The sequence below is a fragment of the Mycobacterium sp. ENV421 genome (genome assembly GCF_002887815.1).
Lineage (GTDB): Bacteria > Actinomycetota > Actinomycetes > Mycobacteriales > Mycobacteriaceae > Mycobacterium.
This window is the reverse complement of record NZ_PDHO01000003.1, coordinates 1-23,103: the sequence shown is the minus strand read 5'-3', so window position 1 is coordinate 23,103 and position 23,103 is coordinate 1. Positions and strand designations below refer to the sequence as shown.

The 23,103-nt window shown below is 67.8% G+C and carries 22 protein-coding genes and 1 tRNA gene; 8 read left to right on the top strand and 15 right to left on the bottom strand.

Annotated elements, in window-relative coordinates:
• Positions 1-17: 17 nt before the first annotated feature.
• Positions 18-740, top strand: coding sequence for an aminodeoxychorismate/anthranilate synthase component II (locus CRM90_RS04435; protein ID WP_233209162.1), 723 nt, complete (start codon positions 18-20; stop codon positions 738-740).
• Here the strand turns inward: CRM90_RS04435 and pknB are convergent.
• From pknB to CRM90_RS04400, 7 genes are all read right to left on the bottom strand, one after another.
• Positions 724-2,607 carry a Stk1 family PASTA domain-containing Ser/Thr kinase gene (pknB, locus tag CRM90_RS04430; protein ID WP_102805813.1) on the bottom strand — a complete coding sequence of 628 codons (1,884 nt, stop codon included), beginning with the start codon at positions 2,605-2,607 and terminating at the stop codon, positions 724-726. The genes CRM90_RS04435 and pknB overlap by 17 nt on opposite strands.
• On the bottom strand, positions 2,604-3,884 hold the full coding sequence (locus CRM90_RS04425) for a protein kinase domain-containing protein (protein WP_102805812.1): 1,281 nt from the start codon (positions 3,882-3,884) through the stop codon (positions 2,604-2,606). The genes pknB and CRM90_RS04425 overlap by 4 nt, the downstream gene beginning before the upstream one ends.
• Before the next feature lie 31 nt (positions 3,885-3,915).
• Positions 3,916-5,391, bottom strand: coding sequence for a D,D-transpeptidase PbpA (gene pbpA / locus CRM90_RS04420; RefSeq protein WP_102805811.1), 1,476 nt, complete (start codon positions 5,389-5,391; stop codon positions 3,916-3,918).
• Positions 5,388-6,791 (bottom strand): FtsW/RodA/SpoVE family cell cycle protein, encoded by a 1,404-nt coding sequence (locus tag CRM90_RS04415; RefSeq protein ID WP_102805810.1) that lies wholly within the window; start codon positions 6,789-6,791, stop codon positions 5,388-5,390. The genes pbpA and CRM90_RS04415 overlap by 4 nt, the downstream gene beginning before the upstream one ends.
• The gene (locus tag CRM90_RS04410) at positions 6,788-8,386 is read right to left on the bottom strand and encodes a PP2C family protein-serine/threonine phosphatase (protein WP_102805809.1); all 1,599 of its coding nucleotides are present in this window, start codon (positions 8,384-8,386) and stop codon (positions 6,788-6,790) included. The genes CRM90_RS04415 and CRM90_RS04410 overlap by 4 nt, the downstream gene beginning before the upstream one ends.
• A complete protein-coding gene (locus CRM90_RS04405) occupies positions 8,383-8,850 on the bottom strand; it encodes an FHA domain-containing protein FhaB/FipA (RefSeq protein WP_102805808.1) in 468 nt (155 codons plus the stop codon). Before CRM90_RS04405 ends, CRM90_RS04410 begins: the two co-directional genes overlap by 4 nt.
• Positions 8,851-9,000: 150 nt before the next feature.
• Positions 9,001-10,641 (bottom strand): FHA domain-containing protein, encoded by a 1,641-nt coding sequence (locus CRM90_RS04400; protein WP_102805807.1) that lies wholly within the window; start codon positions 10,639-10,641, stop codon positions 9,001-9,003.
• A gap of 225 nt (positions 10,642-10,866) precedes the next feature.
• On the opposite strand from CRM90_RS04400, the gene CRM90_RS04395 reads away from it, so the two are divergent.
• Positions 10,867-10,949 (top strand) — tRNA-Leu (locus tag CRM90_RS04395).
• A 62-nt stretch (positions 10,950-11,011) separates the two neighbouring features.
• On the opposite strand, the gene CRM90_RS04390 is transcribed toward CRM90_RS04395, so the two are convergent.
• Complete coding sequence (locus CRM90_RS04390) at positions 11,012-12,163, bottom strand: GGDEF domain-containing protein (protein ID WP_102805806.1); 1,152 nt, start codon at positions 12,161-12,163, stop codon at positions 11,012-11,014.
• Positions 12,164-12,396: 233 nt separating this feature from the next.
• On the bottom strand, positions 12,397-13,497 hold the full coding sequence (locus CRM90_RS04385) for a GGDEF domain-containing protein (protein WP_102805805.1): 1,101 nt from the start codon (positions 13,495-13,497) through the stop codon (positions 12,397-12,399).
• A gap of 152 nt (positions 13,498-13,649) precedes the next feature.
• Here CRM90_RS04385 and CRM90_RS04380 point away from each other — a divergent pair, with 152 nt between their 5' ends.
• Positions 13,650-13,919 (top strand): YdeI/OmpD-associated family protein, encoded by a 270-nt coding sequence (locus tag CRM90_RS04380; RefSeq protein ID WP_102805804.1) that lies wholly within the window; start codon positions 13,650-13,652, stop codon positions 13,917-13,919.
• On the opposite strand, the gene CRM90_RS04375 is transcribed toward CRM90_RS04380, so the two are convergent.
• Entirely contained in the window at positions 13,916-14,521 is a 606-nt protein-coding gene (locus tag CRM90_RS04375; RefSeq protein ID WP_102805803.1) for a TetR/AcrR family transcriptional regulator C-terminal domain-containing protein, read from the bottom strand. The genes CRM90_RS04380 and CRM90_RS04375 overlap by 4 nt on opposite strands.
• Positions 14,522-14,597: 76 nt before the next feature.
• On the opposite strand from CRM90_RS04375, the gene CRM90_RS04370 reads away from it, so the two are divergent.
• The 5 genes from CRM90_RS04370 to CRM90_RS04350 are packed head-to-tail and all read left to right on the top strand — an operon-like array spanning position 14,598 to position 19,592.
• A complete protein-coding gene (locus CRM90_RS04370) occupies positions 14,598-15,581 on the top strand; it encodes a nitrilase-related carbon-nitrogen hydrolase (RefSeq protein ID WP_102805802.1) in 984 nt (327 codons plus the stop codon).
• Positions 15,578-17,209, top strand: a complete 1,632-nt coding sequence (locus CRM90_RS04365; protein WP_102805801.1) for an amidohydrolase — start codon at positions 15,578-15,580, stop codon at positions 17,207-17,209. The genes CRM90_RS04370 and CRM90_RS04365 overlap by 4 nt, the downstream gene beginning before the upstream one ends.
• Complete coding sequence (locus CRM90_RS04360) at positions 17,206-18,549, top strand: APC family permease (protein ID WP_102805800.1); 1,344 nt, start codon at positions 17,206-17,208, stop codon at positions 18,547-18,549. Before CRM90_RS04365 ends, CRM90_RS04360 begins: the two co-directional genes overlap by 4 nt.
• Positions 18,546-19,289 (top strand): YqjF family protein, encoded by a 744-nt coding sequence (locus tag CRM90_RS04355; protein WP_502693227.1) that lies wholly within the window; start codon positions 18,546-18,548, stop codon positions 19,287-19,289. The genes CRM90_RS04360 and CRM90_RS04355 overlap by 4 nt, the downstream gene beginning before the upstream one ends.
• A gap of 27 nt (positions 19,290-19,316) precedes the next feature.
• Positions 19,317-19,592: a hypothetical protein gene (locus CRM90_RS04350; RefSeq protein WP_102805799.1), complete on the top strand. Its 276-nt coding sequence runs from the start codon at positions 19,317-19,319 to the stop codon at positions 19,590-19,592.
• Between the two features lie 10 nt (positions 19,593-19,602).
• Here the strand turns inward: CRM90_RS04350 and CRM90_RS04345 are convergent, their stop codons facing one another.
• The 5 genes from CRM90_RS04345 to CRM90_RS04325 are packed head-to-tail and all read right to left on the bottom strand — an operon-like array spanning position 19,603 to position 23,026.
• On the bottom strand, positions 19,603-20,376 hold the full coding sequence (locus CRM90_RS04345; RefSeq protein ID WP_102805798.1) for a cyclase family protein: 774 nt from the start codon (positions 20,374-20,376) through the stop codon (positions 19,603-19,605).
• 29 nt (positions 20,377-20,405) lie between these two features.
• Positions 20,406-21,239, bottom strand: a complete 834-nt coding sequence (locus CRM90_RS04340) for an acyl-CoA thioesterase domain-containing protein (RefSeq protein ID WP_233209161.1) — start codon at positions 21,237-21,239, stop codon at positions 20,406-20,408.
• A 26-nt stretch (positions 21,240-21,265) separates the two neighbouring features.
• Complete coding sequence (locus CRM90_RS04335; RefSeq protein WP_102805797.1) at positions 21,266-21,607, bottom strand: GNAT family N-acetyltransferase; 342 nt, start codon at positions 21,605-21,607, stop codon at positions 21,266-21,268.
• An 8-nt stretch (positions 21,608-21,615) separates the two neighbouring features.
• Complete coding sequence (locus tag CRM90_RS04330; RefSeq protein ID WP_102806102.1) at positions 21,616-22,581, bottom strand: pirin family protein; 966 nt, start codon at positions 22,579-22,581, stop codon at positions 21,616-21,618.
• 28 nt (positions 22,582-22,609) lie between these two features.
• Entirely contained in the window at positions 22,610-23,026 is a 417-nt protein-coding gene (locus tag CRM90_RS04325; RefSeq protein WP_102805796.1) for an EVE domain-containing protein, read from the bottom strand.
• Positions 23,027-23,103 lie beyond the last annotated feature (77 nt).

Here is a 23,103-nt window from a genome sequence, read left to right as displayed (position 1 = left end):
CCAGGTAACCTGGCCTGATGCAGGTTTTGGTCGTCGACAATTACGACAGCTTCGTGTTCAACCTCGTCCAGTATCTGGGCCAGCTCGGGGTCGACGCACAGGTCTGGCGCAACGACGACGAGCGGCTGGCTGACGAAGCCGGCGTCGCCGCCGAATTCGACGGGATCCTGCTCAGCCCGGGACCGGGTACGCCGGAACGTGCCGGAGCGTCGATCCCGTTGGTCCGCGCGTGCGCCACGGCGGGCACCCCGCTGCTGGGTGTGTGCCTCGGTCACCAGGCGATCGGTGTGGCATTCGGCGGCACGGTCGACCGCGCACCCGAGCTGCTGCACGGCAAGACCAGCACCGTCTACCACACGAATATCGGTGTGCTGCACGGACTTCCGGACCCTTTCACGGCGACGCGCTATCACTCACTGACGATCCTGCCGGAAACCATGCCGGCCGAACTCGAGGTGACCGCGCGCACCGAGGGCGGTGTCGTCATGGCCGTCCGCCATGTCGAACTACCGATCCATGGTGTGCAGTTCCACCCGGAGTCGATCCTGACCGAGGGCGGTCACCGGATGCTGGCCAACTGGCTGGGCTACTGCGGGCAGGCTCCCGAGGAGTCGCTGGTGTGCCGACTCGAGCAAGAGGTCGCCGACACCGTGCGGCATGCCCTCGGCGGGCAGGAGCGCAGCGACCGGGGGATCAACACCGGCGGGCAGCAACCCTTAGAAGCTACGACGCAAAGCTGAGGGTGATCGTCGCGCCGAAGTTCACCGCGCTCTGCGGCGCCGGGCTCTGCGACACGACAGCATGCGATGGCTGACCGCTGTTCTGCACGTCACCACCCTTGTCCAGCACACCGGTCCAGCCGAGGCCGCGCAGCCGCGGTTCGGCGTCGGTCCAGAACATGCCCCGCAGGTCGGGCATCACGAACTGATTGCCCTTCGACACCTTGATCTGGATCACCGTGTCTTGAGGCACGGTCTGGCCGTTGGGGGGATCGGTACCGACCACCTGCCCGGAGGGCTCTGTGCTGTCGGTCGGAACCGGCAGCGTCTTGAGGAATCCCGACGCCGTGAGGATCTGTTGAGCGACGTCGACCGTCTGCCCGGCGACCACCGGCACCTCGGCGGTCTGCGGGCCGTTGCCGACGACCACGGTGATCTCGTTGGTGATCGCCGACGTCTGGTTGGCCGGCGGAATCGTGGACAGTACCTTGTCCTTCAGATCCGGCGCGGATGCCGACGCCGTCTGCTTGAACTTGGAGAAGCCGGCGTCCTTGAGCTTCTGGACGCATTCGCCGTAGGACAGGTTGTTGGAGCAGTCCGGAACCTCTCGCTGCTCAGGGCCGGTCGACACATTGATCACGACTTCGTCGCCGGCGCTGGCCTGTGAGTTGGCCGCCGGATCGGTGTCGATGACCTTCTCCGGGGGCACGGTGTTGTCCGGCTTCTGCTGAGTGCGGATCTTGAAGCCCTTGTTCTGCAAGGCGGCGATCGCGTCGGCCTGGCTCTGCCCGCGCACATCCGGCACCTGCAGATTGCGGGGATTGCCGCTGACCATGTTGATCCCGATGGTCACCACCACGGTCAGGATGGCCAGCACCGCGACGACGATCAGCCAGCGGCCGATGGACCCGCCTGCCCGGTCACTCTCGACAAGAGCGCCGTGCCGCGGGATCTCGTCGGTGTCGTCCCTGCGGGAGGGCGCCGCCGGCGCTGCGTTGAGCAGCGAGGTCCGTTCGGCGGCGCTGAGCACCTTCGGCGCCTCCGGCGCCTCGCCGTTGTGCACCCGCACCAGGTCGGTGCGCATCTCGGCGGCGGTCTGGTAGCGGTTGTCCGGATTCTTGGCCAGCGCTTTGAGCACCACCGCGTCCAGCTCCGGGGAGATGCCCGAATGCTTCTGCGACGGCGGCACCGGATCCTCGCGGACGTGCTGATAGGCCACCGCCACCGGCGAATCACCGACGAACGGCGGCTCGCCGGTCAGGATCTCGTAGAGCACACAGCCCAGCGAGTAGACGTCGGAGCGGGCGTCGACCGGTTCCCCGCGGGCCTGCTCGGGAGACAGGTATTGCGCCGTCCCGATGACCGCCGCGGTCTGGGTGACGCTGTTGCCCGCGTCGGCCAGTGCACGCGCGATGCCGAAGTCCATGACCTTCACCGCGCCGGTCTTGGAGATCATGATGTTCGCCGGCTTGACGTCGCGGTGGATGATGCCGTGCTGGTGGCTGAAGTTCAGCGCCTGGCAGGCGTCGGCGATGATCTCGATGGCCCGGCGGTACGGGATGGGGCCGTCGGTGTGGACGATGTCGCGCAGGGTCACGCCTTCGACGTACTCCATCACGATGTACGGCAGCGGACCGTTGGCGGTCTCGGCCTCGCCGGTGTCGTAGACAGCCACGATCGCGGGATGATTCAGCGCGGCGGCGTTCTGCGCCTCGCGGCGAAACCGCAGGTAGAAACTCGGGTCGCGGGCCAGGTCGGCGCGCAGCACCTTGACCGCTACATCGCGGTGCAGGCGTGTGTCGCGGGCCATGTGCACCTCGGACATGCCGCCGAACCCGATGATCTCGCCCAGCTCGTAGCGGTCGGACAGGTGCTGTGGGGTGGTCATCGCGGTTTCTCGTCGGTGTGAACAGCCTCGGACAGCGAGCCAACATCGGCGCTGGCAGCGCTGAATCGGGGTACCCCGATCTGTCCTCCAGGATTACCGGCGATGTGGTGATCCGTCCAACCCGAAGGCGCCGCCTGGCTGGTGGGGGTGACGGTGTCGGTGACCGTCTGCTCGACGGGTTTGTTGTCTTTGCGGTCCCGGTCGGCGAGCACGATCAGGATGGCGCTGATGATCGCCAGGGCGCCCAGCACGCCGGCCGCCCACAGCAGCGCCCGTTGGCCGGAGGAGAAGGTGCGCCGCGGCGGCGGCGGGCGGTGGCTGCCGGTGGTGGCCCGCGGTCGCGTCCCGGTCGGCGGGGCGGCGGCAGGCATCCGCGGCGAACTACCGGGGATCGACGCCGGTGTGGCGCGAATGGTCGGCGCGGAGTTGGGCCGCGGTGGACGCCGGCCCGCCCGCACCGCCGCAGTCGCGTCGGCGAACTGCCCACCGTTGCGGTAGCGCATGCCCGGGTTCTTCACCAGGGTGATTTCGATCAGCTCGCGCACATTGGGCGGCAGGTCGGCAGGCAGCGGCGCAGGCGTTTCCTTGATGTGCTTCATCGCCACGGTCAGCGCACCGTCACCCGTGAATGGCCGCTTACCCGAAACCGCCTCGTAGCCAACAACTCCCAGCGAGTACACGTCACTGGCGGCGGTGGCGTCGTGACCCAGCGCCTGCTCGGGGGCGATGTACTGGGCGGTGCCCATCACCATGCCGGTCTGGGTGACCGGCGCCGCGTCGACGGCCTTGGCGATACCGAAGTCGGTGAGCTTCACCTGGCCGGTCGGCGTGATCAGGATGTTGCCCGGCTTGACGTCGCGGTGAACCAGCCCGGCGGCGTGAGCGACCTGCAACGCGCGGCCGGTCTGCTCGAGCATGTCCAACGCGTGGCGCAGCGACAATCTGCCGGTGCGCTTGATGACCGAGTTCAACGGCTCACCGTTGATCAGTTCCATCACCAGGTAGGCGGTGCGGCCCTCGCCGTCCATGTCGGTCTCGCCGTAGTCGTGCACGGCCGCGATGCCGGGGTGGTTGAGCATGGCGACGGTGCGCGCCTCGGCGCGGAACCGCTCGACGAACTCGGGGTCCGACGAGAACTCCTGCTTGAGCACCTTCACCGCGACCCGACGTCCCAGCCGGCTGTCGACGGCCTCCCACACCTGGCCCATACCGCCGGTGGCGATCAGCCGCTGCAGCCGATACCGGCCGGACAGCGTGACTCCAACGCGGGGGCTCATTGCTTGCCTCGCTTCGCTCGCCCGCGGGGGCTCATGATGCCCCCTGCAATGCCGCGGCGATCGTCGCCCGGCCGACCGGGGCGGCCAACGCGCCGCCGGTGGCGTTCAACCGGTCACCACCGTTTTCGATCAGCACCGCGATCGCCACTTTGGGGCTCTGTGCTGGGGCGAAGGCGATGTACCAGGCATGGGGCGGAGTGTTGCGGGGGTCGGTTCCGTGTTCCGCGGTCCCGGTTTTGGATGCGATCTGCACGCCGGGGATCGCCCCTTTCTGCTGGGTCATCTGTTCGGCGCCGATCATCAAATCCGTAAGTTTAGCGGCGACCTGCGTCGATACGGCACGCCGCTGTTGCTGAGGTGCTGCCGTGCTGATATTCGACAGGTCCGGCCCCTTGAGGCTGTCCACCAGGTAGGGCTGCATCATCACACCGGAGTTGGCGATCGTCGCCGCCACCAACGCGTTCTGCAAAGGTGTCACCGCCACGTCTTTCTGACCCATGCTCGACATCCCCAGCGCGGCGGCGTCGGCGATCGGGCCGATGGTCGACTCCGCTACCTCCAACGGGATCGGCGCTGGTGGGCTGTCGAACCCGAACGCCTGCGCGGTGTTGCGCAGAGCGTCAGCACCCACCCGGATACCCAATTCCACGAACGCGGTATTGCACGAGCGGGCAAACGCCTCCCGCAGAGACGCGGTGGGGGCGCTGCCGCACGGGGTGCCGCCGTAGTTCTCCAGGGTCGCGGTGCTGTTCGGGAGCTGGATTTGGGGGGCGCTGGTGAGCTGATCGTTGTCGGTCACACCGTTCTGCAACGCCGCCGCGGTGGTGATCACCTTGAACGTCGACCCGGGTGGAAAGGTCTCAGCGATGGCCCGGTTGGTCAGCGGCGAGGCGGGGTCGTCGCGTAGCTGCTGCCAAGCGGCGCCCTGTTCTTCGGTGTCGTGGGTGGCCAGCAGGTTCGGGTCGTAGGACGGCGAGGACACCATCGCCAAAATCTTTCCGGTGGACGGCTCCAGGGCCACCACCGAGCCGCGGCATCCACCGGTGCAGCCCCGCTGCATCGCTTCCCACGCGGCTTGCTGAATACGCGGCACGATCGTGGTGTCGACGTTGCCGCCGCGCGGGTCGCGGCCGGTGAAGAAGTCGGCCAGCCGGCGGCCGAACAAGCGCTGATCGGAGCCGTTGAGGATGCCGTCTTCGGCGCGCTCGAGCCCGGTGCTGGAGTAGCGCAACGAGTAGAACCCCGTAATCGGTGCGTAGACCAGGGGATTCGGATAGACGCGCAGGAAGCGGTAGTGGCCGTTGGTGGACACCGAGTAGGCCAGCAGCTGACCGCCCGCGGTGATCTGGCCGCGCTGGCGGGAGTACTCGTCGAGCAGCACACGCTGGTTGCGGGGGTCGGCGCGCAGACCATCGGCGCGGAAGACCTGGGTGATCGTCGCGTTGAGCAACAGCAGCACGATCAACGCCATGATCATCACCGAAACGCGGCGCAGGGAAGTGTTCATACGCGCTCGATCACCTCGGTGCTCGACGACGCGATCGGCGCATGCGGATTGGTGATGATCGGGCGGCGGGCGGCGTGCGAGATCTTCACCAGGATGGCTAGCAGCAGATAGTTGGCCACCAGCGACGAGCCACCGTAGGACATCCACGGTGTGGTCAGGCCGGTCAGCGGGATCAGCCCGGTGACACCGCCGACGACGATGAACAGCTGGATCGCCAGCGTCGAGGCCAACCCGGCGGCCAGCAGCTTGCCGAAGCTGTCGCGTACGGCGATCGCAGTGCGCAGCCCACGCACGATCACGATCGCGTAGAGCATCAGCACACCGGCCAAGCCGACCAGGCCCAGCTCTTCACCGACCGCGGCGATGATGAAGTCCGTCGACGCGGCGGGCACGGTGCCCGGCTGGCCGTTGCCCAGCCCGGTGCCGAAGATGCCGCCGGTGGCAAAACTGAACTGCGACTGCACCATTTGATACCCGGTGCCCTCGGGGTCGCCGAACGGATCCAGCCAGGTCTGAACCCGCACGCGCACATGGCCGAACAAGTAGTAGGCCACCACGCTGCCTGCGCCGAACAGCGTCAGTCCGATGACCACCCAGCTGAACCGCTCGGTGGCGATGTAGACCATCACCAGGAATGAGGCGTACAGCAGAAGCGAAGTGCCCAAGTCCTTTTCGAACACCATGACACCGACCGAGACGATCCAGGCCACCAGCAGTGGCGCCAGGTCGCGCGGGCGAGGCACGTCGGTGCCGAGGAAATGCTTGCCGGCGCTGGTGAACAGGTCGCGCTTGGCCACCAGCACCGCGGCGAAGAAGATCAACAGCAGGATCTTGGAGAACTCAGCAGGCTGAATGCTGAAGCCGGGGAACCGAATCCAGATCTTCGCACCGTTGGTCTCGGAGAAATGACTGGGCAGCAGCGCGGGGATCGCCAGCAGCACAAGCCCGACCAGACCGCAGGTGTAGCCGTAACGGGCCAGAATGCGGTGGTCTTTGAGGAAGACGACCACCAGCGAGAAGCCGAGCACGCCGACCAGCGTCCACAGCATCTGCTGTTCTTCGCTGGGTCCGCGTTGCGGGGCGATCGCACCGCCGATGAGGTCGAGGCGGTGGATCATCACCAGGCCGAGCCCGTTGAGCAGCGCGACAACGGGTAGCAGGACCGGGTCGGCGTAGGGCGCGAACCGCCGGATGGCCAGGTGCGCGCACACGAACAAGGTGAGGAACGCCAGCGTGGAACTGGCCAGATCCCAGCTGATGCCCTGCTCCTGGTTGGCCTCGACGATCAGCAGTGCCACGACGGTGATGAAGGTTGCGAAGCACAGCAACGCCAGTTCGGCATTGCGGCGGGTCGGTGTCGCCGGCGCCAGCGCGACGGGTGCCTGCGGTTGGGTACTCATGCCGCCGCCCGGCAGTCGGTGCCCGGCTTCTGCGGCGCTGCGGGTAGTTGGGTCACCGTCGGAGCGGGGCTCGGCGCAGGTGTCGGAGCAGCCGAAGGCGTTGGGGCGACGCCACTTTCAGTGGGAGATGGGGCGAGGCTCGACGAGGCCACCGGCGGCGATGGCGTGCTCGGCGACGGTGCGGGGGCCAGCGAGGAGGTCGACGAGGAGGTCGGTGCGGACGCCGACGGCGAGGTCGATGCGGCGGTGGGAACGGGCGCCGGCCCCGGCGCGGGAGATGCGCTCGGAGCCGGAGTCGGGGTGGGGGTCGGTGTGCTGGTCGGGGGCGGCGCGCACGGGGGCAGCACCGAGCTGTGCGCCAATTCCCGCAGCTGCCCGATTGCATCATCGAGGGTTCCGGCCGGGAGCCCGGCCGAGACCTGCGCGCGCTCCGAGGGCCGAAGATCCTGCAATCGCATCAGTTGGCAGCCCAGCGAGTCGGTCGGCTGGCCATAGCTGATCTGCGACAGCTCGTTGCGGTCGTTGAGGCAGCCCAGCAGGTACGGCTCCTGCAGCTGATAACCCAGGATCGAGCCCTGGATACCGCGCATGATCGCGACGGTGCCGTTTTCAGCGCTGACGTAGTAATTGCTGCGGATGATCTGCCGGCCGACCGCGACCCCGGCGAGGACCACCAACAGGACCAGGGCGGCGACGATGATCATCCGCCGCCGCGAGCGGGGCTTGGGTGGCGGCTCAGGCTCGGCCACAACGCGCTTGGCGGGCGCAGGCCGGGGGTTGAAGGCCGACGCGCGCCCGGCTGCGGTGTTGGGCGGGGCGACGTGGTCGTCGTCCCCCGACACCGCACCGGCCAGGATCGGCTGGGTCTGGCCGCCGTAGTCATGGTCGACGACATCGGCCACCACCACGGTGACGTTGTCCGGTCCGCCGCCGCGCAGCGCCAGTTCGATCAGCCGGTCAGCGCTCTCGGCGACGTCGTCGATCTGCAGTGCTTCCAGGATGGTCTCCTGGCTGACCGGGTCGGACAGGCCGTCGGAGCACAGCAGATAGCGGTCGCCTTCTTTGGCTTCCCGCATGATCAGCGTCGGCTCGACCTCGTGACCGGTGAGCGCGCGCATGATCAGCGAGCGCTGCGGATGGCTGTGGGCCTCCTCCGCGGTGATGCGCCCCTCGTCGACGAGGGTCTGCACGAAGGTGTCGTCCTTGGTGATCTGGGTCAGCTCGCCGTCGCGCAGCAGATACCCGCGGGAGTCACCGATGTGGACAAGGCCAAGTCTGTTGCCCGCGAACAGGATTGCGGTCAGCGTGGTACCCATGCCCTCGAGCTCGGGCTCCAGTTCGACGTGCGCTGCTATCGCGGTGTTGCCGTCGCGTACCGCGGAGTCGAGTTTGCTCAGCAGATCGCCGCCGGGCTCGTCGTCGTCGAGGTGCGCCAGCGCGGCGATCACCAGCTGGGAGGCCACCTCGCCGGCCGCGTGGCCGCCCATCCCGTCGGCCAGGGCAAGCAGGCGCGCGCCCGCGTAGACGGAGTCCTCATTGTTGGCGCGCACCAGGCCGCGGTCACTGCGGGCGGCGTAGCGAAGAACAAGGGTCACGGGCGCAACTCGATCACCGTCTTGCCGATGTGCACCGGTGTGCCAATCGGAACGCGTACTGCCGTCGTCACCTTCGCCCTGTCGAGGTATGTGCCGTTGGTCGATCCTAGGTCTTCCACGTACCAGTCGGCACCGCGTGGCGACAGCCGGGCGTGCCGGGTCGAGGAGTAATCATCGGTCAGAACCAGCGTGGAGTCATCAGCGCGGCCGATCAGCACCGGCTGGGTGCCCAAGGTGATCCGGGTGCCTGCCAGCGCTCCCTCGGTGACCACCAGGTAGCGGGCGGCGTGCCGTTGCTGGCGGGACGGCAACAGCGTGCCGCGCAGCGCCAGGCCCCGGCGGACCATCACCGCGCCGGTCGGCGCGTAGATGTCATTGCGCAGGACGCGTAGCACCGACCAGATGAACAGCCACAGCAACAGCAGGAAGCCGGCGCGCGTCAGCTGCAGAACTAACCCCTGCATCTGGCGTCCTCTCCGTCCTCGTGCCCCGCTCGCCGTCCCCGCGATACCAGCAGGCACCGGGCCGACTTCGGCACCGTCACGATACTTGGACGCCGGTGGGTACGCGGGTGAAGCCACTCCGCGTCAACCAAGCTGAGACCTTCGCCGACCTCAGTGAACGCGGACGATGATCTCGGAGTGCCCCAGCCGGATGACGTCGCCGTCGGCCAGCTGCCACTCCTGCACCGGGGCGTTGTTCACGGTGGTCCCGTTGGTGGAATTCAGGTCGGACAGCAGCGCAACCTGGCCGTCCCACCGGATTTCCAGATGCCGGCGCGAGACGCCCGTGTCGGGCAGCCGGAACTGGGCATCCTGGCCGCGGCCGATCACGTTGGCACCCTCGCGCAGCTGATAGGTGCGTCCGCTGCCGTCGTCGAGCTGCAGGGTGACCGCGTGTCCGGCGGACGGGTATTCGCCCTGGGCGGGCGGCTGGGCGTACCCGCCGTAACCGCCACCGGCGGGCTGGCCGTAGTCGTAGTCCCGCCCGGCGGGTTCGGCGTAGCCGCCCTGCTCGTAGCCGCGGCCAGCCGGCTGACCGTAATCCGGCTGGCCGTACTCCTGGCGGCCGTAGCCGCCGGCGGGCTGGCCGTAGCCCTGCTGCTCATAGCCACCCTGGTCGGGGTAGGCGGGGCGAGGCTCGGGACGGCCGTAGCCGGCGTCCTCGTGACGGCCCGGACCGCGGCCGTAGTCATAGTCGCCGGCCGGCGGGCCCTGAGGTGCGTAACCGCCACCCTGCGGCGGGCCGTAGGACGGGGCGCCGTATCCCGGCGGCGGGCCCTGCCGGTAGCCCTGGTCATAGCCCTGGCCCTGGTCGTAGCCCTGGCCGCCGTAGCCGCCGGCCGGGGGACGCTGCTCGGGAGCCTGCCCGCCGGCATAACCGCCCTGGCCGTAGCCGCCCTGCTCGGGAGCCTGCCCGCCGGCATAACCGCCCTGGCCGTAGCCGCCCTGCTCGGGGGCCTGCCCGCCGGCATAACCGCCCTGGCCGTAGCCGCCCTGCTCGGGAGCCTGCCCGCCGGCATAACCGCCCTGGCCGTAGCCGCCCTGCTCGGGAGCCTGCCCGCCGGCATAACCGCCCTGGCCGTAGCCGCCCTGCTCGGGGTAGCCGGGCCGCTGGCCGTAGCCCTCGTTGGGCTGGGGCGCGTAGCCGCCTTGCTCGGGCGGGTACGGGCCGCGCTGCTCGGGGACGCCGCGCTGCTCGTCCTGCGGGCGCGGGTAGCGCTCGTCGTAGTAGTCGTCGCCGGGCCGCCCCTGACCCTGGTCGCCTCGGTAGGTGGGGTCGTTGCTCATCGCTGGTACTCCTGGTTCTGCGGTGTACGCCTGGTTCGATTCTGGCGGGGCGGTTGTGGCGAGGGACGGGTGGGGGTCGACGTCAGGGTTGACGACGCCGCGCGCACGGTACTGGCCGGTGTGCAGATTCGGCGACTGCTCGAACCTGACGACCAGCTCACCATACGTTTGCCATCCCTGATCACGGATGTGGCCGCCCAAGTGTTTGGCAAAAGTGTCCGTGGTGAGATCGCGATCGGCGCTGACCTTCTCGAAGTCAGCTGGACTGAGGGTAATGACGTACTCGTTCGGGGCCAAAAATCGTTCATGGGGCAGGGTTTGCACACCCGCAGAGGCTTCCCGCCGCAGGGCGGCTTCCACCTCTGCCGGGACAATCGATCCGCCGAAGACCCGGGCGAACGCGTCGCCCACGGTGTTCTCGAGTCTGCGCTCGATGCGTTGAACCAGACCTCTCTGGTTACTCATCTCACCGCCTAGCTCGAGTACATGTGCGTGTTGCGTCGACGCTTGTTCACCTTGATGCTATCGGCCCAGGTCGACGCGCCGTCACCATGAGAATTCTGAGAATCGTGTTAGACCAGGTCAGAGCATTGGGGATGGCACTGTGACGCAGGCCGCTAACCTGGTACGAGCCGCGGGCGCGAGTTGAGGTGCACCCCCTCGACCGTGATACGCTCCCCCGGTTGTTTCGGGCGAGTGGCGGAATGGCAGACGCGCTGGCTTCAGGTGCCAGTGTCCTTCGGGACGTGGGGGTTCAAGTCCCCCTTCGCCCACACAAGTGGAGAAAAACCCCGGCTTCCGGCCGGGGTTTTTCTGTTGGCGGCAAGCGCTGAACTCAATCCGGGTTGCTGGCCTTGGTATTCGACTGAGTCCGTCCGCGGCGGGGTAGCTGCTGGTGTTCACCGTCTCCGGGCATGTCGGCGGCGTGGCTCACCTGATTTCCGCCGGCGCGCTTGGCCGCGTACATCGCGGCGTCGGCGGCCTCGACGAGTTCGTCGAGGAGCCCCAAGTTGACTTGAGAGCCGTTCCTCAACGGCGCGCAGGCGGTGCCGATGCTCGCCGTCACCGGTACCGGCAGCTCGGCGATGGCCCGGCGAAGCCGTTCGGCAATCACCGCCGGTGGATCGGGGTGGTCGACGTCGGCGATGACGAATTCTTCGCCGCCGGACCTACCGATGATGGCGGAGTGTCCACAGTTGTCGGCCAGCGCTGCGCTGATCCTGATCAGCGCGGCGTCGCCGGCCGCGTGGCCCGCGGTGTCGTTGAGTCTCTTGAAGCTGTCCAGGTCGATGACGATGACCATCAGTCGGCTGCCCTCGGTGTCGTTGCGCATGATCAGCTCGTAGGCCGACTGATGGAACGAGCGCCGGTTGTGCAAACCGGTCAGGGGATCGCGGCCCGAGCTGCGCAGGTCGACGCGCAATGTCTGGGCCAGCGACAAGACGCCGAACGGCAGGCCCACGTTGAGCGTCGCCACGATCGCCACCGCCGCGGCCGTCAGATAGATGTCGCCGGTCGAGGAAACAAGCCGGGCGCCCAGGATCACTGTGCAGATCGCGGCTATCGCGCCGTTGGCCACCACTTCGTGGGCGGTGTGGAAATAGGCGACGAAGCCGCCGATCACGGCGAACGTCGCGCACCCCATCAGGCCTACGTAGTCGTTGGAATAGGACAGCGCGGCGGCGGCGATGGTCGCGGTGGAGGTGAACGAGAACACCAGCGACTGGCGGCGAGTGGGCCAATGCAGCAAAAACGGCACCGCCGCTGCCAAGGCGAACGCTGCCGCGACGACGCAGATCGTGACCGCTACCGGGCCGTCGGGACCTTGCGGGCTCTCGATCATCAACGCGGTCGACGATGCGAGAGCCAGGGTCGCGGTGAAGATCAGCGTCCGCCAGATCCCCTGCTGGTCGCGGTCATGCAGGTAGACGCTGATCCAGTCGTATTGGTCGGCGTGACGGGGTGGCAGCGCTCCCCACCGAAGCATGTGTCATCCCCATTCCTACGGGAAGTCGTGCCGTGATTGCGGAATCAATTTTGCCAGCTACGAGCAGAAGTGCTCAGTCCGTGGTTCTCGGCTGATCGGGATCAGCCGGTCACCGAGGTTGTGCAGCGCGTTGCCCGATGGTGATCCGACCTTCGATGGATGCCGTCATCGACTCGACGAACACCAACATGATGCGCCGACGCTACCGAAGATCGCGCCGGCGCACATTGTGATCAGCGGTCGACGCGGGCGGGTCGGCTGATCCGCGTCTGGTTGCCGCCGGCCCGCTTGGCCGCGTACATGGCGGCGTCGGCGGTCCGGATCAGATGGTCCATCGTGGCGGCACTGTCCCAGCGCACGATGGCCGCGCCGACGCTGGCGGTCACCGGTTGGGGTAGGGCGGCGATCGCCAGGCACAGCTGGGCGGGCAATTCCTCGGCCAGTTCGGCCGGCACGGCGTCGACCACGATGAACTCCTCGCCGCCGAACCGTCCGATGATCGCCGAGCTGTTGCTGTTTTCGCGAAGCGCCCAGCCCACAGCGGTCAGCGCCTGGTCTCCGGCGATATGGCCGTAGGCGTCGTTGAGCTTCTTGAACTTGTCGAGATCGATCATCACGACGATCAGGTGAAGATCGTTCCCGGGCGATGTCAGCAGCAGCGTCGCCCGCTCGTAGAAGGCGCGCCGGTTCAGGACACCGGTGAGCGGGTCTTGATCAGAGCGCACCACATCGGCGCCCATGGTGCGCATCACCGCTTGGATCGCCAACGGAAAGGCGAGGTTCAGTTCGACCACCAACCACCAGCCGGCCGCGGCGACAGCCCAGCCGTAATCCGGGACCACCCGGATCGCGCACAGCGCGCTGACCGCCATGCCGAGGACGACGATGAATGTGATCGCTTTCGAGTTGTGGAAGAACGCGGCGTATCCACCGATGATGGCCATGCCGCCGCAGCCCATCAGGGCGACCATCGGGTAGGACTGCATGACGCAGCCGACGGCGATGAGCGAACTGCCGAAACAGGCCATCCGCAGCGATTGCCGCCGGGTCAGCCAGCCGCGCAGCCACAGCGTGCAGTAGGTGATCCCGGTGAGCACCGCGGCGGCGCCGAATGTCCACGCCCATATCGGCGGCACATTGCGCATGGTCGGGGTGGCGGCGCCCATCAACATCAGGCCAACTGAGATGAGGGCCATCAACACCTTGGTGGGCCACGCCAGGCCGCGCGCCCTCAAATACCCGGACAGCCACTCGAACTGGTCGGGTAACCGCCACCATCGCGCGAGCGGCCCCCCGACCTGGTTGCCCGGTCCGACGGCCCGCTGTTCGGTCACCGCGCCGTCGCTCCCCGCATGGCGTTCACGGTAATACGAGCAAATCGATAGCGAGGCGAAATATCAACGCCGGCAGAAAATAGATCCTGCGTGAGCCGACTCGGCCGGCCGGGTGCCCGCTAGCGCGGCGTTCGACTGGCTAACCTGTTTGGATGGCCACGCAGACGATCCCCGGCGGAGTTGTGCACAAGCTTCCGGCAGATTTGCGGACTGCGCTGCTGGGCAACGAGACCGCGCTGGCGGCCTGGAACGACATCACGCCCCTGGCGCGCAACGAGTTCATCTGTTGGGTCGAGGACGCCAAGCAGCAGAAGACTCGCGAGCGGCGGATCCGCCGGACTCAGGAGGAGCTGGAAGAAGGTATGCGCCGGCCTTGCTGCTGGCCGGGCTGCAAGCACCGCGAGCGAACCGGCAAGCCTTAGCGGCGAGGTGTGAGCCCGCGCAGCAGTACCGCCAACCCGTACTCGAATGCGTCGTCGGCCCGCGCGGGCTTGGGCGCTCCGGTCGCCAGCGCGGCGGCCAGTTCGGGGCCGACCTCCGCGCCTGATTCCCACGGCTCCTCGGGCGCGGCCAGATCCAGGGCCGACCCCAGCACGAAGCAGTCCATCAAAGTGATGGCCCGCAGCGTGTCGGCGGCGTCGAACCCGGCGCGGTGCAGGGTCACCGCCAACATGTTGTACATCCGGATGGCGTGGCTGCTGTTCACGGCGTAGGCGGTCAGCAGGGGAATCAGCCGCGGATATCGGGCGTAGCTGCGGCGGTAGGACCGCAGGATGTCGGCGACCGCCTCGGCCCACGGTCGGTCCGGTTGGTCGTCGGGAAGCTGCACCTCGGACATCGCCCGCTCCCGCAGTAGCTCGACGATCTGACCGCGGCCGGACACGTGGTTGTACAGCGATGACGGACTGACCTGCAGTTTCCGCGCAAGGTCGGGCATGGTGAATTCGCCGGTGGCACGCACCAAGTCCATGGCGGCCGACGCGATCCGGTCGGTCGACAGCAGCGGTGTCGGCGGACGGCCCATCAAAGTCTCTCTTCCTCTTGCGAAGAAGTATGAGCCAGTTCACACTAAAACGAAATAGATTCGTTTTAGGAGTTCGATGATCACCTTGACTGCCCGAGCGCCCGAACCGCTGTCCCGGTCGGCGCCCTCGCAGCGCCCGCCGCTGCGGGTCGGCCTGGTCCAGCACCGGTGGCGACCGGATCGTGTGGAACTCCTCGCCACCGTGCGTGCCGGCATCGACACCGCCGCGGGTGAGGGGGCGGCGGTGGTCTTCCTGCCGGAGATCACCTTGCTGCGCTATCCGGCAGATCGCCCGGCCGGTGCCAACCCCTCGGCACTTGCCGAGGATCTGGAAAACGGCCCTACCTTCGACCTGGCGGCAAGCGCGGCGCGGGCCAACGGGATCTTCGTGCACGCCTCGCTCTACGAACGCACTCCCGATATGCACGACGGCCTCGGCTACAACACCGCGATCCTGGTCTCCCCCGCCGGCGAACTCGTCGGCCGGACCCGCAAGCTGCACATCCCGATCTCGGCCGGCTACCACGAGGACACCTATTTCCGGCCCGGCCCCGTCGGCGACCCGTATCCCGTCTATGCGCCGGACGGGCTGGACGCTCGCATCGGTATGCCGACCTGCTGGGACGAATGGTTCCCCGAGGTCGCGCGGAACTACTCGCTCGCCGGCGCCGAGGTGGTCGTCTACCCCACCGCCATCGGATCCGAGCCGGTCTTCCCCGACTTCGACACCCGGCCGCTGTGGCAGCAGGTCATCGTGGCCAACGGCATCAACAGCGGCCTGTTCATGGTGGTGCCCAATCGGGTCGGCGACGAAGGAACCGTGACGTTCTACGGGTCCTCCTTCATCTCCGATCCGTACGGCCGGGTACTGGTGCAGGCACCGCGCGACGAGGAGGCCGTCCTGATCGCGGACCTCGATCTCGATCAGCGCCGAGATTGGTTGGAGCTCTTCCCTTTCCTGTTGACTCGACGGCCTGACACCTACGCCGCGCTGACCCGGCCCGTGGTCGCCGACGAGCCCTACGGTGCCGGTCACGCCGCGACGGCGGTGGTCAAGTGAGCTCGACGCTGTTCACCGGCGGTGTGGTGTGGACCGGAACCGGCGTCGAGACCGAGGCGCTTTTGGTCACCGATGGAGTGGTCCGCGCGTTGGGCGACGACGCCCGGGAGTTGGCCGCCGGAGCGGACTGCGAGCACGTCGACCTCGCCGGCGGGTTCCTGATGTCGTCCTTCGGCGACGGCCACGCACATCCGCTGTATGGCGGGCTGGAAGCAGTCGGGCCGCCGGTCCGTGGCTGCGGGACCATCGACGAAATCGTCACTGCGGTCAAGGTTTACGCCGAGGACCACCCGGACGAGGAATGGATCGTCGGCGCATCGTATGACGGCAGCCTGGCCGAGGGCGGACTGTTCGATGCCCGATGGCTCGACGCCGCGGTGCCGGATCGCCCGGTGGTGCTGCGGGCCTGGGATTACCACACAGTGTGGTGCAACACCGCGGCCATCGAGCGTGCCGGCATCACCGCCGACACACCTGACCCGGTGCTGGGCGAAATCCCTCGCCGGCCGGACGGTTCCGTACTGGGCACGTTGCGGGAATGGGGCGCAACGGATTTGGTGATGAACGTGATGCCGCCTCGTGACGAGCGGCAGCGTATCGGCGCGCTGGGCACAGCAGCCGACTACTACCTCGCCCGTGGCGTCACCTGGGTGCAGGACGCCTGGGTCGAGCCAGGTGATGTCGCCACCTACGTCGAGGCGGCCCGCCAGGGCGTACTGCGCATGCGGTTCAATCTCGCGTTGTACGCCGACCCGCGGCACTTCGATTCGCAGATCGAGCAATTCGCGGCCTCGCGGCGAGCCGTCGAGGATGCGGGCTCGCCGCTGCTGACCGCGAACACGGTCAAGTTCTTCGCCGACGGCGTCGTCGAGAACGAGACGGGTGCCTTGCTGGCACCGTATTGCTCGGGGCTGCACAGCCACGGTATGCAGAACTGGGAGGGCGACTCGCTGGCCGAGGCGGCACGCCGGGTCGACGAGCTCGGACTGCAGATCCACATCCACGCCATCGGCGACGCCGCCGTCCGCCAGGCCCTCGACGCGATCGAGTACACCGTGTCGCGCAACGGGATTCGGGACCGCAGACCGGTGATCGCCCACGTCCAGCTGGTGGACGACACCGATATCGGCCGGTTCGCGGAGCTTGGCGTCATCCCCAACATGCAGCCGTTGTGGGCGCAGATGGACGCGCTGATGACGGTGCTGACCATCCCCCGGCTCGGGGTCGAACGCAGCGACCGGCAGTACCAGATGCAAACGCTGAACCGATCCGGCGCAGCGCTGGCGTTCGGCTCGGACTGGCCGGTGTCCTCGGGTGCCCCACTGGACGGCATCGCCGTGGCGACGTCCCGGCTCACCGCCGAGGGCCAGCCCGACGGCGGTTGGACACCGCACGAGATCGTGCCGATCGAACGCGCGCTGTCGTCGTACACCGGCGCCGTCGCCTACCAGGCGTACGCCGAAAACACCTGGGGAGTGATCACTCCCGGCGCCAGCGCCGATCTGGTGTGGCTTGACCAGGACCCGCGGAACACACCGCCGCTGGATCTGCCGCGCGTGGGCATCCACGCCACATACTTGCGCGGTGCGCAGGCCTACCGGGCTGACGAAGGAAAGGTACGACCATGACCGCGGAATTCATCGCCGACCCCCATGAGGGGCACCTGAAACGAGCGCTCGGCCTGCCGTCGCTGGTGCTGTTCGGCTTGGTGTACATGGTCCCGCTGACGGTGTTCACCACCTACGGCATCGTCACCGAAACCTCGGGCGGCCGGCTGCCGCTAGCCTACATCGTCACGCTCATCACGATGGTGTTCACCGCGCTGTCCTACGCGCGGATGGCCGCGGCGATACCGGTCGCGGGTTCGGCATACACCTATACCCAGCGGACTTTCGGCGCACCCGTCGGCTTCCTGGCCGGGTGGTCGCTGCTGCTGGACTACCTGTTCCTGCCGATGCTGAACTATCTGGTCATCGGGCTCTACCTGAACGCGGCGCTCCCGGCGCTCCCCGCGTGGGTCATCGTCCTTGTGTCGATAGCGATCGTCACGGTGCTCAACATCATCGGCATCGTGTCCGTCGCGCGGGCCAACTTCCTCATCATCGCCATCCAGGCGATCTTCATCGTGGTGTTCGTCGCCCTCGCAGTCGCCAAGACCACCGGCTACGGAAGCGTCGACCTGCTGGCCCCCTTCACCGGTGACGGCACCGCGGGTGGCATGAGCCCGATCCTGGCCGGCGCGGCGATCCTGTGTCTGTCGTTCCTCGGTTTCGACGCCGTCTCCACGCTGTCCGAGGAGGCGCGTGACGCCAAACGCACGGTGCCGCAGGCGATCATGATCGCGACGATCGTGTCGGGGATCATCTTCATCCTGCTGTCCTATGTGTCGCAGCTGGTGTTCCCGTCCAACAAGTTCGCCGATGTGGACACCGGTTCGACCGATGTGATGATGGCCGCGGGCGGGGCGTTCGTGAACACCTTCTTCACCGCGGCATACGTGGCCGGTGCGCTTGGTTCGGCGTTGACCTCGCAGGCGTCGGTCGCCCGGATCCTGTACGCGATGGGCCGTGACGGCATCCTGCCGCGCAAGGTCTTCGGGCATGTGTCCGCCAAGTACAGCACCCCGGTGTACGCCATTCTCACCGTCAGCGTCATCTCGCTGCTCGCGATCTGGATCGACCTGACGATCCTGGCGTCGGTCGTCAGTTTCGGCGCGCTGGTGGCGTTCTCGGTGGTGAACCTGTCGGTGATCAAGCACTATTTCGTCGACATGCGGGAGCGCAACATCCTGCTCAACGTGATCGCTCCCCTGATCGGCTTCTTGCTCACCGCCTGGCTGTGGACCAGCCTGTCGGGCTCCGCGCTGACGATCGGGTTGATCTGGCTGGCAATCGGATTCGTCTGGCTGCTGGTCGTCACTCATGGCTTCCGCCGGCCCACCCCGGTGTTGGATCTGGAATACGAGTGAGCCCGCAGGGCTCGGACCCGCTGACGGGCTACCCCGTTGCCGCCCCGCCCCTGCGGGGGCGGGCGTGGTTCGACCAGAGCTGGCTGGACCTGACGTTCGTGCACTGGCCGGTGCGTCCGGCCGACATCGCGGACCTCTACCCGGCCGGCGCGCGCCCGGATGTGTTCGAGGGCGTGACGTACGTCGGGCTGGTGCCGTTCCGGATGGGTTACACCGCAATCGGTCCGACCCCGCCGGTGCCGTACTTCGGTTCCTTCGCCGAAACCAATGTGCGGCTCTATTCGGTGGATGACGCGGGACGGCACGGCGTGCTGTTCCGGTCGCTGGAAGCCGCCCGGCTGGCGGTGGTTCCGGCGATCCGCATCGCCATGGGAATCCCCTACACCTGGGCCCGGATGCGGTTCACCCGGACACCGGAGCAGATCAGCTACGACAGTGTCCGGCGCTGGCCGCGGCGCGGGCTGCGCAGCCGGGTGACGGTGTGCCCGGGCGAGCCGGTCGAGCCGACCGCGTTGGAAACCTGGCTGACCGCGCGCTGGGGCGCCCACACCCGGAAGGCCGGCCGGACCTGGTGGGTGCCGAACTATCACGGCCCGTGGGCTCTGCAGTCGGCTCGGGTGGTGGACCTCGACGACGAACTGGTCGCCGCCGCCGGCGTACGCACGGCCGGGGAACCGCTGCGGGCGCTCTACTCCCCCGGCATGCGAACCCAGTTCGGCCGTCCGATCGCGGTCGGCTGAGACTGCATTCGCAGTAAGCTCACAGCCATGGCTGTGCGGATGCGGATGTCGAGGGCGCTGATGGCCGCCGCGTGCGGCGCGCTGTTCGTGGCCGCGCCCGTCGTGGTCGCCGCCCCGGCCAATGCCTGCCCGACCGGGCATCTGGCCGACCCGATCACCGGACAGTGCTATGTGGCCAACGGTGTTCCGAGTGTCGGTGGCATCCCGTGCATTCCGGGCAAGTCGATGGGGACCTGCCTGGGGATTCTGCAGAACCAGTCGCCACGCGGCGGCGGGCCGCCGGTCGGCGGGCCCTGGCCGTAACGCGTCGGGGTCAGTCGTCGAAGATCGCGACCGCGCGGGTCCATCCCGCCGACGCCGCGTGAACCTTCACCGGGAAGCACGCGACCTCAAAGCCATTGGGCGGCAACGATTCCAGGTTGTGCAGCTTCTCGATATGCGAGTAGCCGACCGTGCGACCGGCGCGGTGGCCTTCCCAGATGATCGACGCGTCGTGGTCCCTGGCGTACCGCTGCGCGGTGTAGGAGAACGGCGCATCCCAGCTCCAGGCATCGGTTCCGGTGAGCCGTACGCCGCGCTCGAGCAGGTACAGGGTGGCGTCGCGGCCCATGCCGCAGCCGGTCCCGACATAGTCGGCATGGCCGTAGCGGGTGCCTGCGCTGGTGTTGACCAGCACGATCTCCAGCGGCGACAGGCTGTGTCCGATGCGGTCCAGCTCGGCTTCCACGTCGGCGGCGGTCACCACGTAACCGTCCGGGAAGTGGCGGAAGTCGAGCTTGATCGCCGGCTGCAGACACCACTCCAGCGGAACCTCGTCGATGGTGATCGCGCGCTTGCCGCCGTCCATCGTCGACGCGTAGTGGTACGGCGCGTCGAGATGGGTGCCGTTGTGGGTGGTGATCCGAACCCGTTCGATCGCCCACCCTTCGCCATCGGGCAGATCGTCGACGGTTGCGCCGGGGAAGAACGACACCACCTCCGCGGCGGTCTGCTTGTGGTCGTAGTAGTCGATCTCCGGCAGATGCCCCGGTGGGTCCGAGGCGATGCCGGCTTGCAGCGGAACCGAAATGTCGACGAACCTTCGCATCGGAACCCCTTACGTTCTGGGATGGAACGTTACGCCCGGGGGTGGAACGATTCGGCCGGGTTGACCAAGCCGACGGTGATCGCATTGCCGATCTGCCCGTGTGCGTCGAACACCGCGACCGCACCGCAGGCGATCCCGTCGTTGCTGTTGTGCGACGTGGCGGCCAAGCCGATGTAATCCCCGACCGGCTCGCGCGCCAGGGTCAGGGTGTAGTCGGCGTTGATGTAGCGCAAACCGCCTGTGCCCCAATGGGATGTCGCACTGGCTGCGTCGGCGGCCATCGCGACGGTGACGAACGGGGAGGTCGCCTCGCCGTCGACCAGCGCGCGGACCTGCCGGATCCAGGCGTACTTGGGGCCGGTGGCGTCGTGCCATTCGGTGAAGGCCATCGCTCCGCCGGACTCGCCCTGTCCCCCGTAACCCCAGACGAACATCATCAGGTCGTCGGGCAGCGGACCCGGATCCGGCGGCAGTGGCGGCATCGTCACCGGCGAGGACCAGATGTCGCCGGCCGGGTGCTCGCCGCGGCGCAGGAACATCGCACTGGCCCGGGACACCACGGTGTCGTTCTGGATCAGTTCGGCGTCGACCAGCCGGATGCGACGGCCGTCGCGGCGCATTGTGGTGCGCACTTCCAGGGGCGTGATCGCGGTGGGCCGCAGCAGGTCCACGGTCAGCCGGGCCGGTACGAAGCCGGGGGCACCGCCCACCTGCTCCAGGGCCCGCGCCAGGATGCCGCCCACGACGTGACCGCTGATCGTGGGACCCCAGGGCCCCTGCGATGCCGGGCCGGGCAGCAGCACGTCGCCGTCCGACACCAGATACGCCCGCGATGCGCCCGCCGAGTCGCCCAGATCCGTCACGAGGTCACACGATAGCGGCGCCCGAGTCAGCTGCTCAGCACCCGCTGTACGTAGCGTTCGGTATCCGCGGTCGCGGGGTCCGTCACGTCGTCGAACTCCGGGTGCTTCTCGATGTACTTCGCCACCATCGGGCACGCCGGCACGATGCGCAGCCCGGCGTCGCGGGTGGCGGCCAGCGCTTCGCCGACCATGATGCTGGCCAGTCCGCGTCCTTCGAACGCGTTCTCGACCTCGGTGTGGTGGAAGATCCGTTGACCGTCGTGGTCGACGTAGTCGGCGACGCCGACCTGCTCGCCCTCGACGGTGATGGTGAATTGGTCCCTGCCGGCGGCGACGGTGGTGTCGGCGCCGGTTTTGTCTTGTTTCATGGAACTCCTCAGGTTCGGCGGCGCGGCCGCAGTCGGATGGCGGGCAGCGCGGGTGCCGGTAATCGCTGGACGGAACCCGGGTACCCACTCACGGCGCCGAAGCGATCGTCGCCGCTTTCCCACTGCCGGCGGTACTCGGCGATCTCCTCGTGGCTGCGGCCGACGAAGTTCCACCACATCAACAGTTCTTCGGTGAACGGCGTCCCGCCCAGCAGCAGCATCCGGGCGGCCAGGCCGGCCGCATTGTGCAGTCGCAGCGTCGTGGACCCGGTTCCCAGGTAGGCCAGCTGCCCTGACTCGAGCGCCCGCCCGGCCACCTCCACCTGGCCGAGATCGAGCAGGACGCCGTGCTCGAAGGAGGGATCGACGTCGAGGTCGAGGGTGCAGCCAGCGGCCAGCTCGACCTGGGCGCCGAGCAGCGGTGTGAAGGTGTGCACCGGAGAGCGCTGGCCGGCCAGCTCACCGAGGAACACCCGAATGGATGCATCTCCACGGGAAAACGGCTCGGGGACATAGTGATCGAAATCCCTGGCGGCGTTGCGATCCGCATCCGGCAGCGCCACCCACAGCTGCGCGCCGTGCAGGATCGTGGTCGACGGCGTCGACACCTCCGAGTGGCAGATCCCCGCCCCGGCGGTCATCAAGTTCAGCTCGCCCGGGCGGACGGTCTGGTGTACACCGGCGCTGTCGCGGTGCTCGATCTCGCCGCGGAACAACCAGCTGACGGTCTGCAGCCCGGTGTGCGGATGCGGGGGCACATCCATGCCGGCGGCTTCGCGTACGTCGTGCGGGCCGTAATGATCGGCGAAACACCAGGCACCGATCAGCGAGCGCCCACGTTGGGGCAAGGTCCGGCGGACCGGAAGCGCGCGCGGACCGCCGAGCGGGACCTCGCGGGGCTCCAAAATCTCGATGCCATCGAAACTTGTTGCACCGCAGGGAACTTCACGCGGAGCGGTCTCGAGGTTGCTCACCACCTCGAGCTTACCCGCGGTGCGTCGCTCAGGCCGCGAGCTGCCGGGTCATCGCTGAACGGATGAGCAGGAAGTCCGGCTCCTCGATGCGGAACACCCCGAACCGGAACTTGTAGCCCCAGCGCTGCGGATCGACAACGAATTCCAGCTGGTCCAGCAGCGGTCGGATGGGTGTCGCCGTGCAGGGCAGGAACTCCATGGCGCGCCGCCAGGGGTGCGACGGGTGCTCCTGGTACGGCTCGTCATCGGTGACCCGACCGATGGCGGTGAACGCCTGCAGCGACTCCCCGTGTTCGAGAGCGGTTTTCGGCGAATAGAAGATGATCCAATCGCCGCGGGCCATTGTGCGCAGCATGTGCGGCTTGCCATGGTTGGCCTGAGTGAAGCCGCCCGCGACGCCGCGTTGTACGTGGTCGGCGCTGACGGTATTGATCCAGTACGTCATGGGCTCACGCTAGGCCGGGGGTCCGACATTTAGCCTTGGTGTGGGTCCGCGGGCGGGCCGAACGTCCGACCGGGACA

Bases quoted from the DNA above. Each gene is read 5' to 3' on its own strand.
- CRM90_RS04370 (WP_102805802.1), top strand. From the start codon at position 14,598: ATGATCACCTTGACTGCCCGAGCGCCCGAACCGCTGTCCCGGTCGGCG.
- CRM90_RS04360 (WP_102805800.1), top strand. From the start codon at position 17,206: ATGACCGCGGAATTCATCGCCGACCCCCATGAGGGGCACCTGAAACGA.
- CRM90_RS04400 (WP_102805807.1), bottom strand. From the start codon at position 10,641: ATGAGTAACCAGAGAGGTCTGGTTCAACGCATCGAGCGCAGACTCGAG.
- CRM90_RS04405 (WP_102805808.1), bottom strand. From the start codon at position 8,850: ATGCAGGGGTTAGTTCTGCAGCTGACGCGCGCCGGCTTCCTGCTGTTG.
- CRM90_RS04435 (WP_233209162.1), top strand. From the start codon at position 18: ATGCAGGTTTTGGTCGTCGACAATTACGACAGCTTCGTGTTCAACCTC.
- CRM90_RS04390 (WP_102805806.1), bottom strand. From the start codon at position 12,163: ATGCTTCGGTGGGGAGCGCTGCCACCCCGTCACGCCGACCAATACGAC.
- pknB (WP_102805813.1), bottom strand. From the start codon at position 2,607: ATGACCACCCCACAGCACCTGTCCGACCGCTACGAGCTGGGCGAGATC.
- CRM90_RS04375 (WP_102805803.1), bottom strand. From the start codon at position 14,521: ATGGGCCGTCCGCCGACACCGCTGCTGTCGACCGACCGGATCGCGTCG.
- CRM90_RS04425 (WP_102805812.1), bottom strand. From the start codon at position 3,884: ATGAGCCCCCGCGTTGGAGTCACGCTGTCCGGCCGGTATCGGCTGCAG.
- CRM90_RS04345 (WP_102805798.1), bottom strand. From the start codon at position 20,376: ATGCGAAGGTTCGTCGACATTTCGGTTCCGCTGCAAGCCGGCATCGCC.
- pbpA (WP_102805811.1), bottom strand. From the start codon at position 5,391: ATGAACACTTCCCTGCGCCGCGTTTCGGTGATGATCATGGCGTTGATC.
- CRM90_RS04325 (WP_102805796.1), bottom strand. From the start codon at position 23,026: ATGACGTACTGGATCAATACCGTCAGCGCCGACCACGTACAACGCGGC.
- CRM90_RS04380 (WP_102805804.1), top strand. From the start codon at position 13,650: ATGGCCACGCAGACGATCCCCGGCGGAGTTGTGCACAAGCTTCCGGCA.
- CRM90_RS04350 (WP_102805799.1), top strand. From the start codon at position 19,317: ATGGCTGTGCGGATGCGGATGTCGAGGGCGCTGATGGCCGCCGCGTGC.
- CRM90_RS04415 (WP_102805810.1), bottom strand. From the start codon at position 6,791: ATGAGTACCCAACCGCAGGCACCCGTCGCGCTGGCGCCGGCGACACCG.
- CRM90_RS04335 (WP_102805797.1), bottom strand. From the start codon at position 21,607: ATGAAACAAGACAAAACCGGCGCCGACACCACCGTCGCCGCCGGCAGG.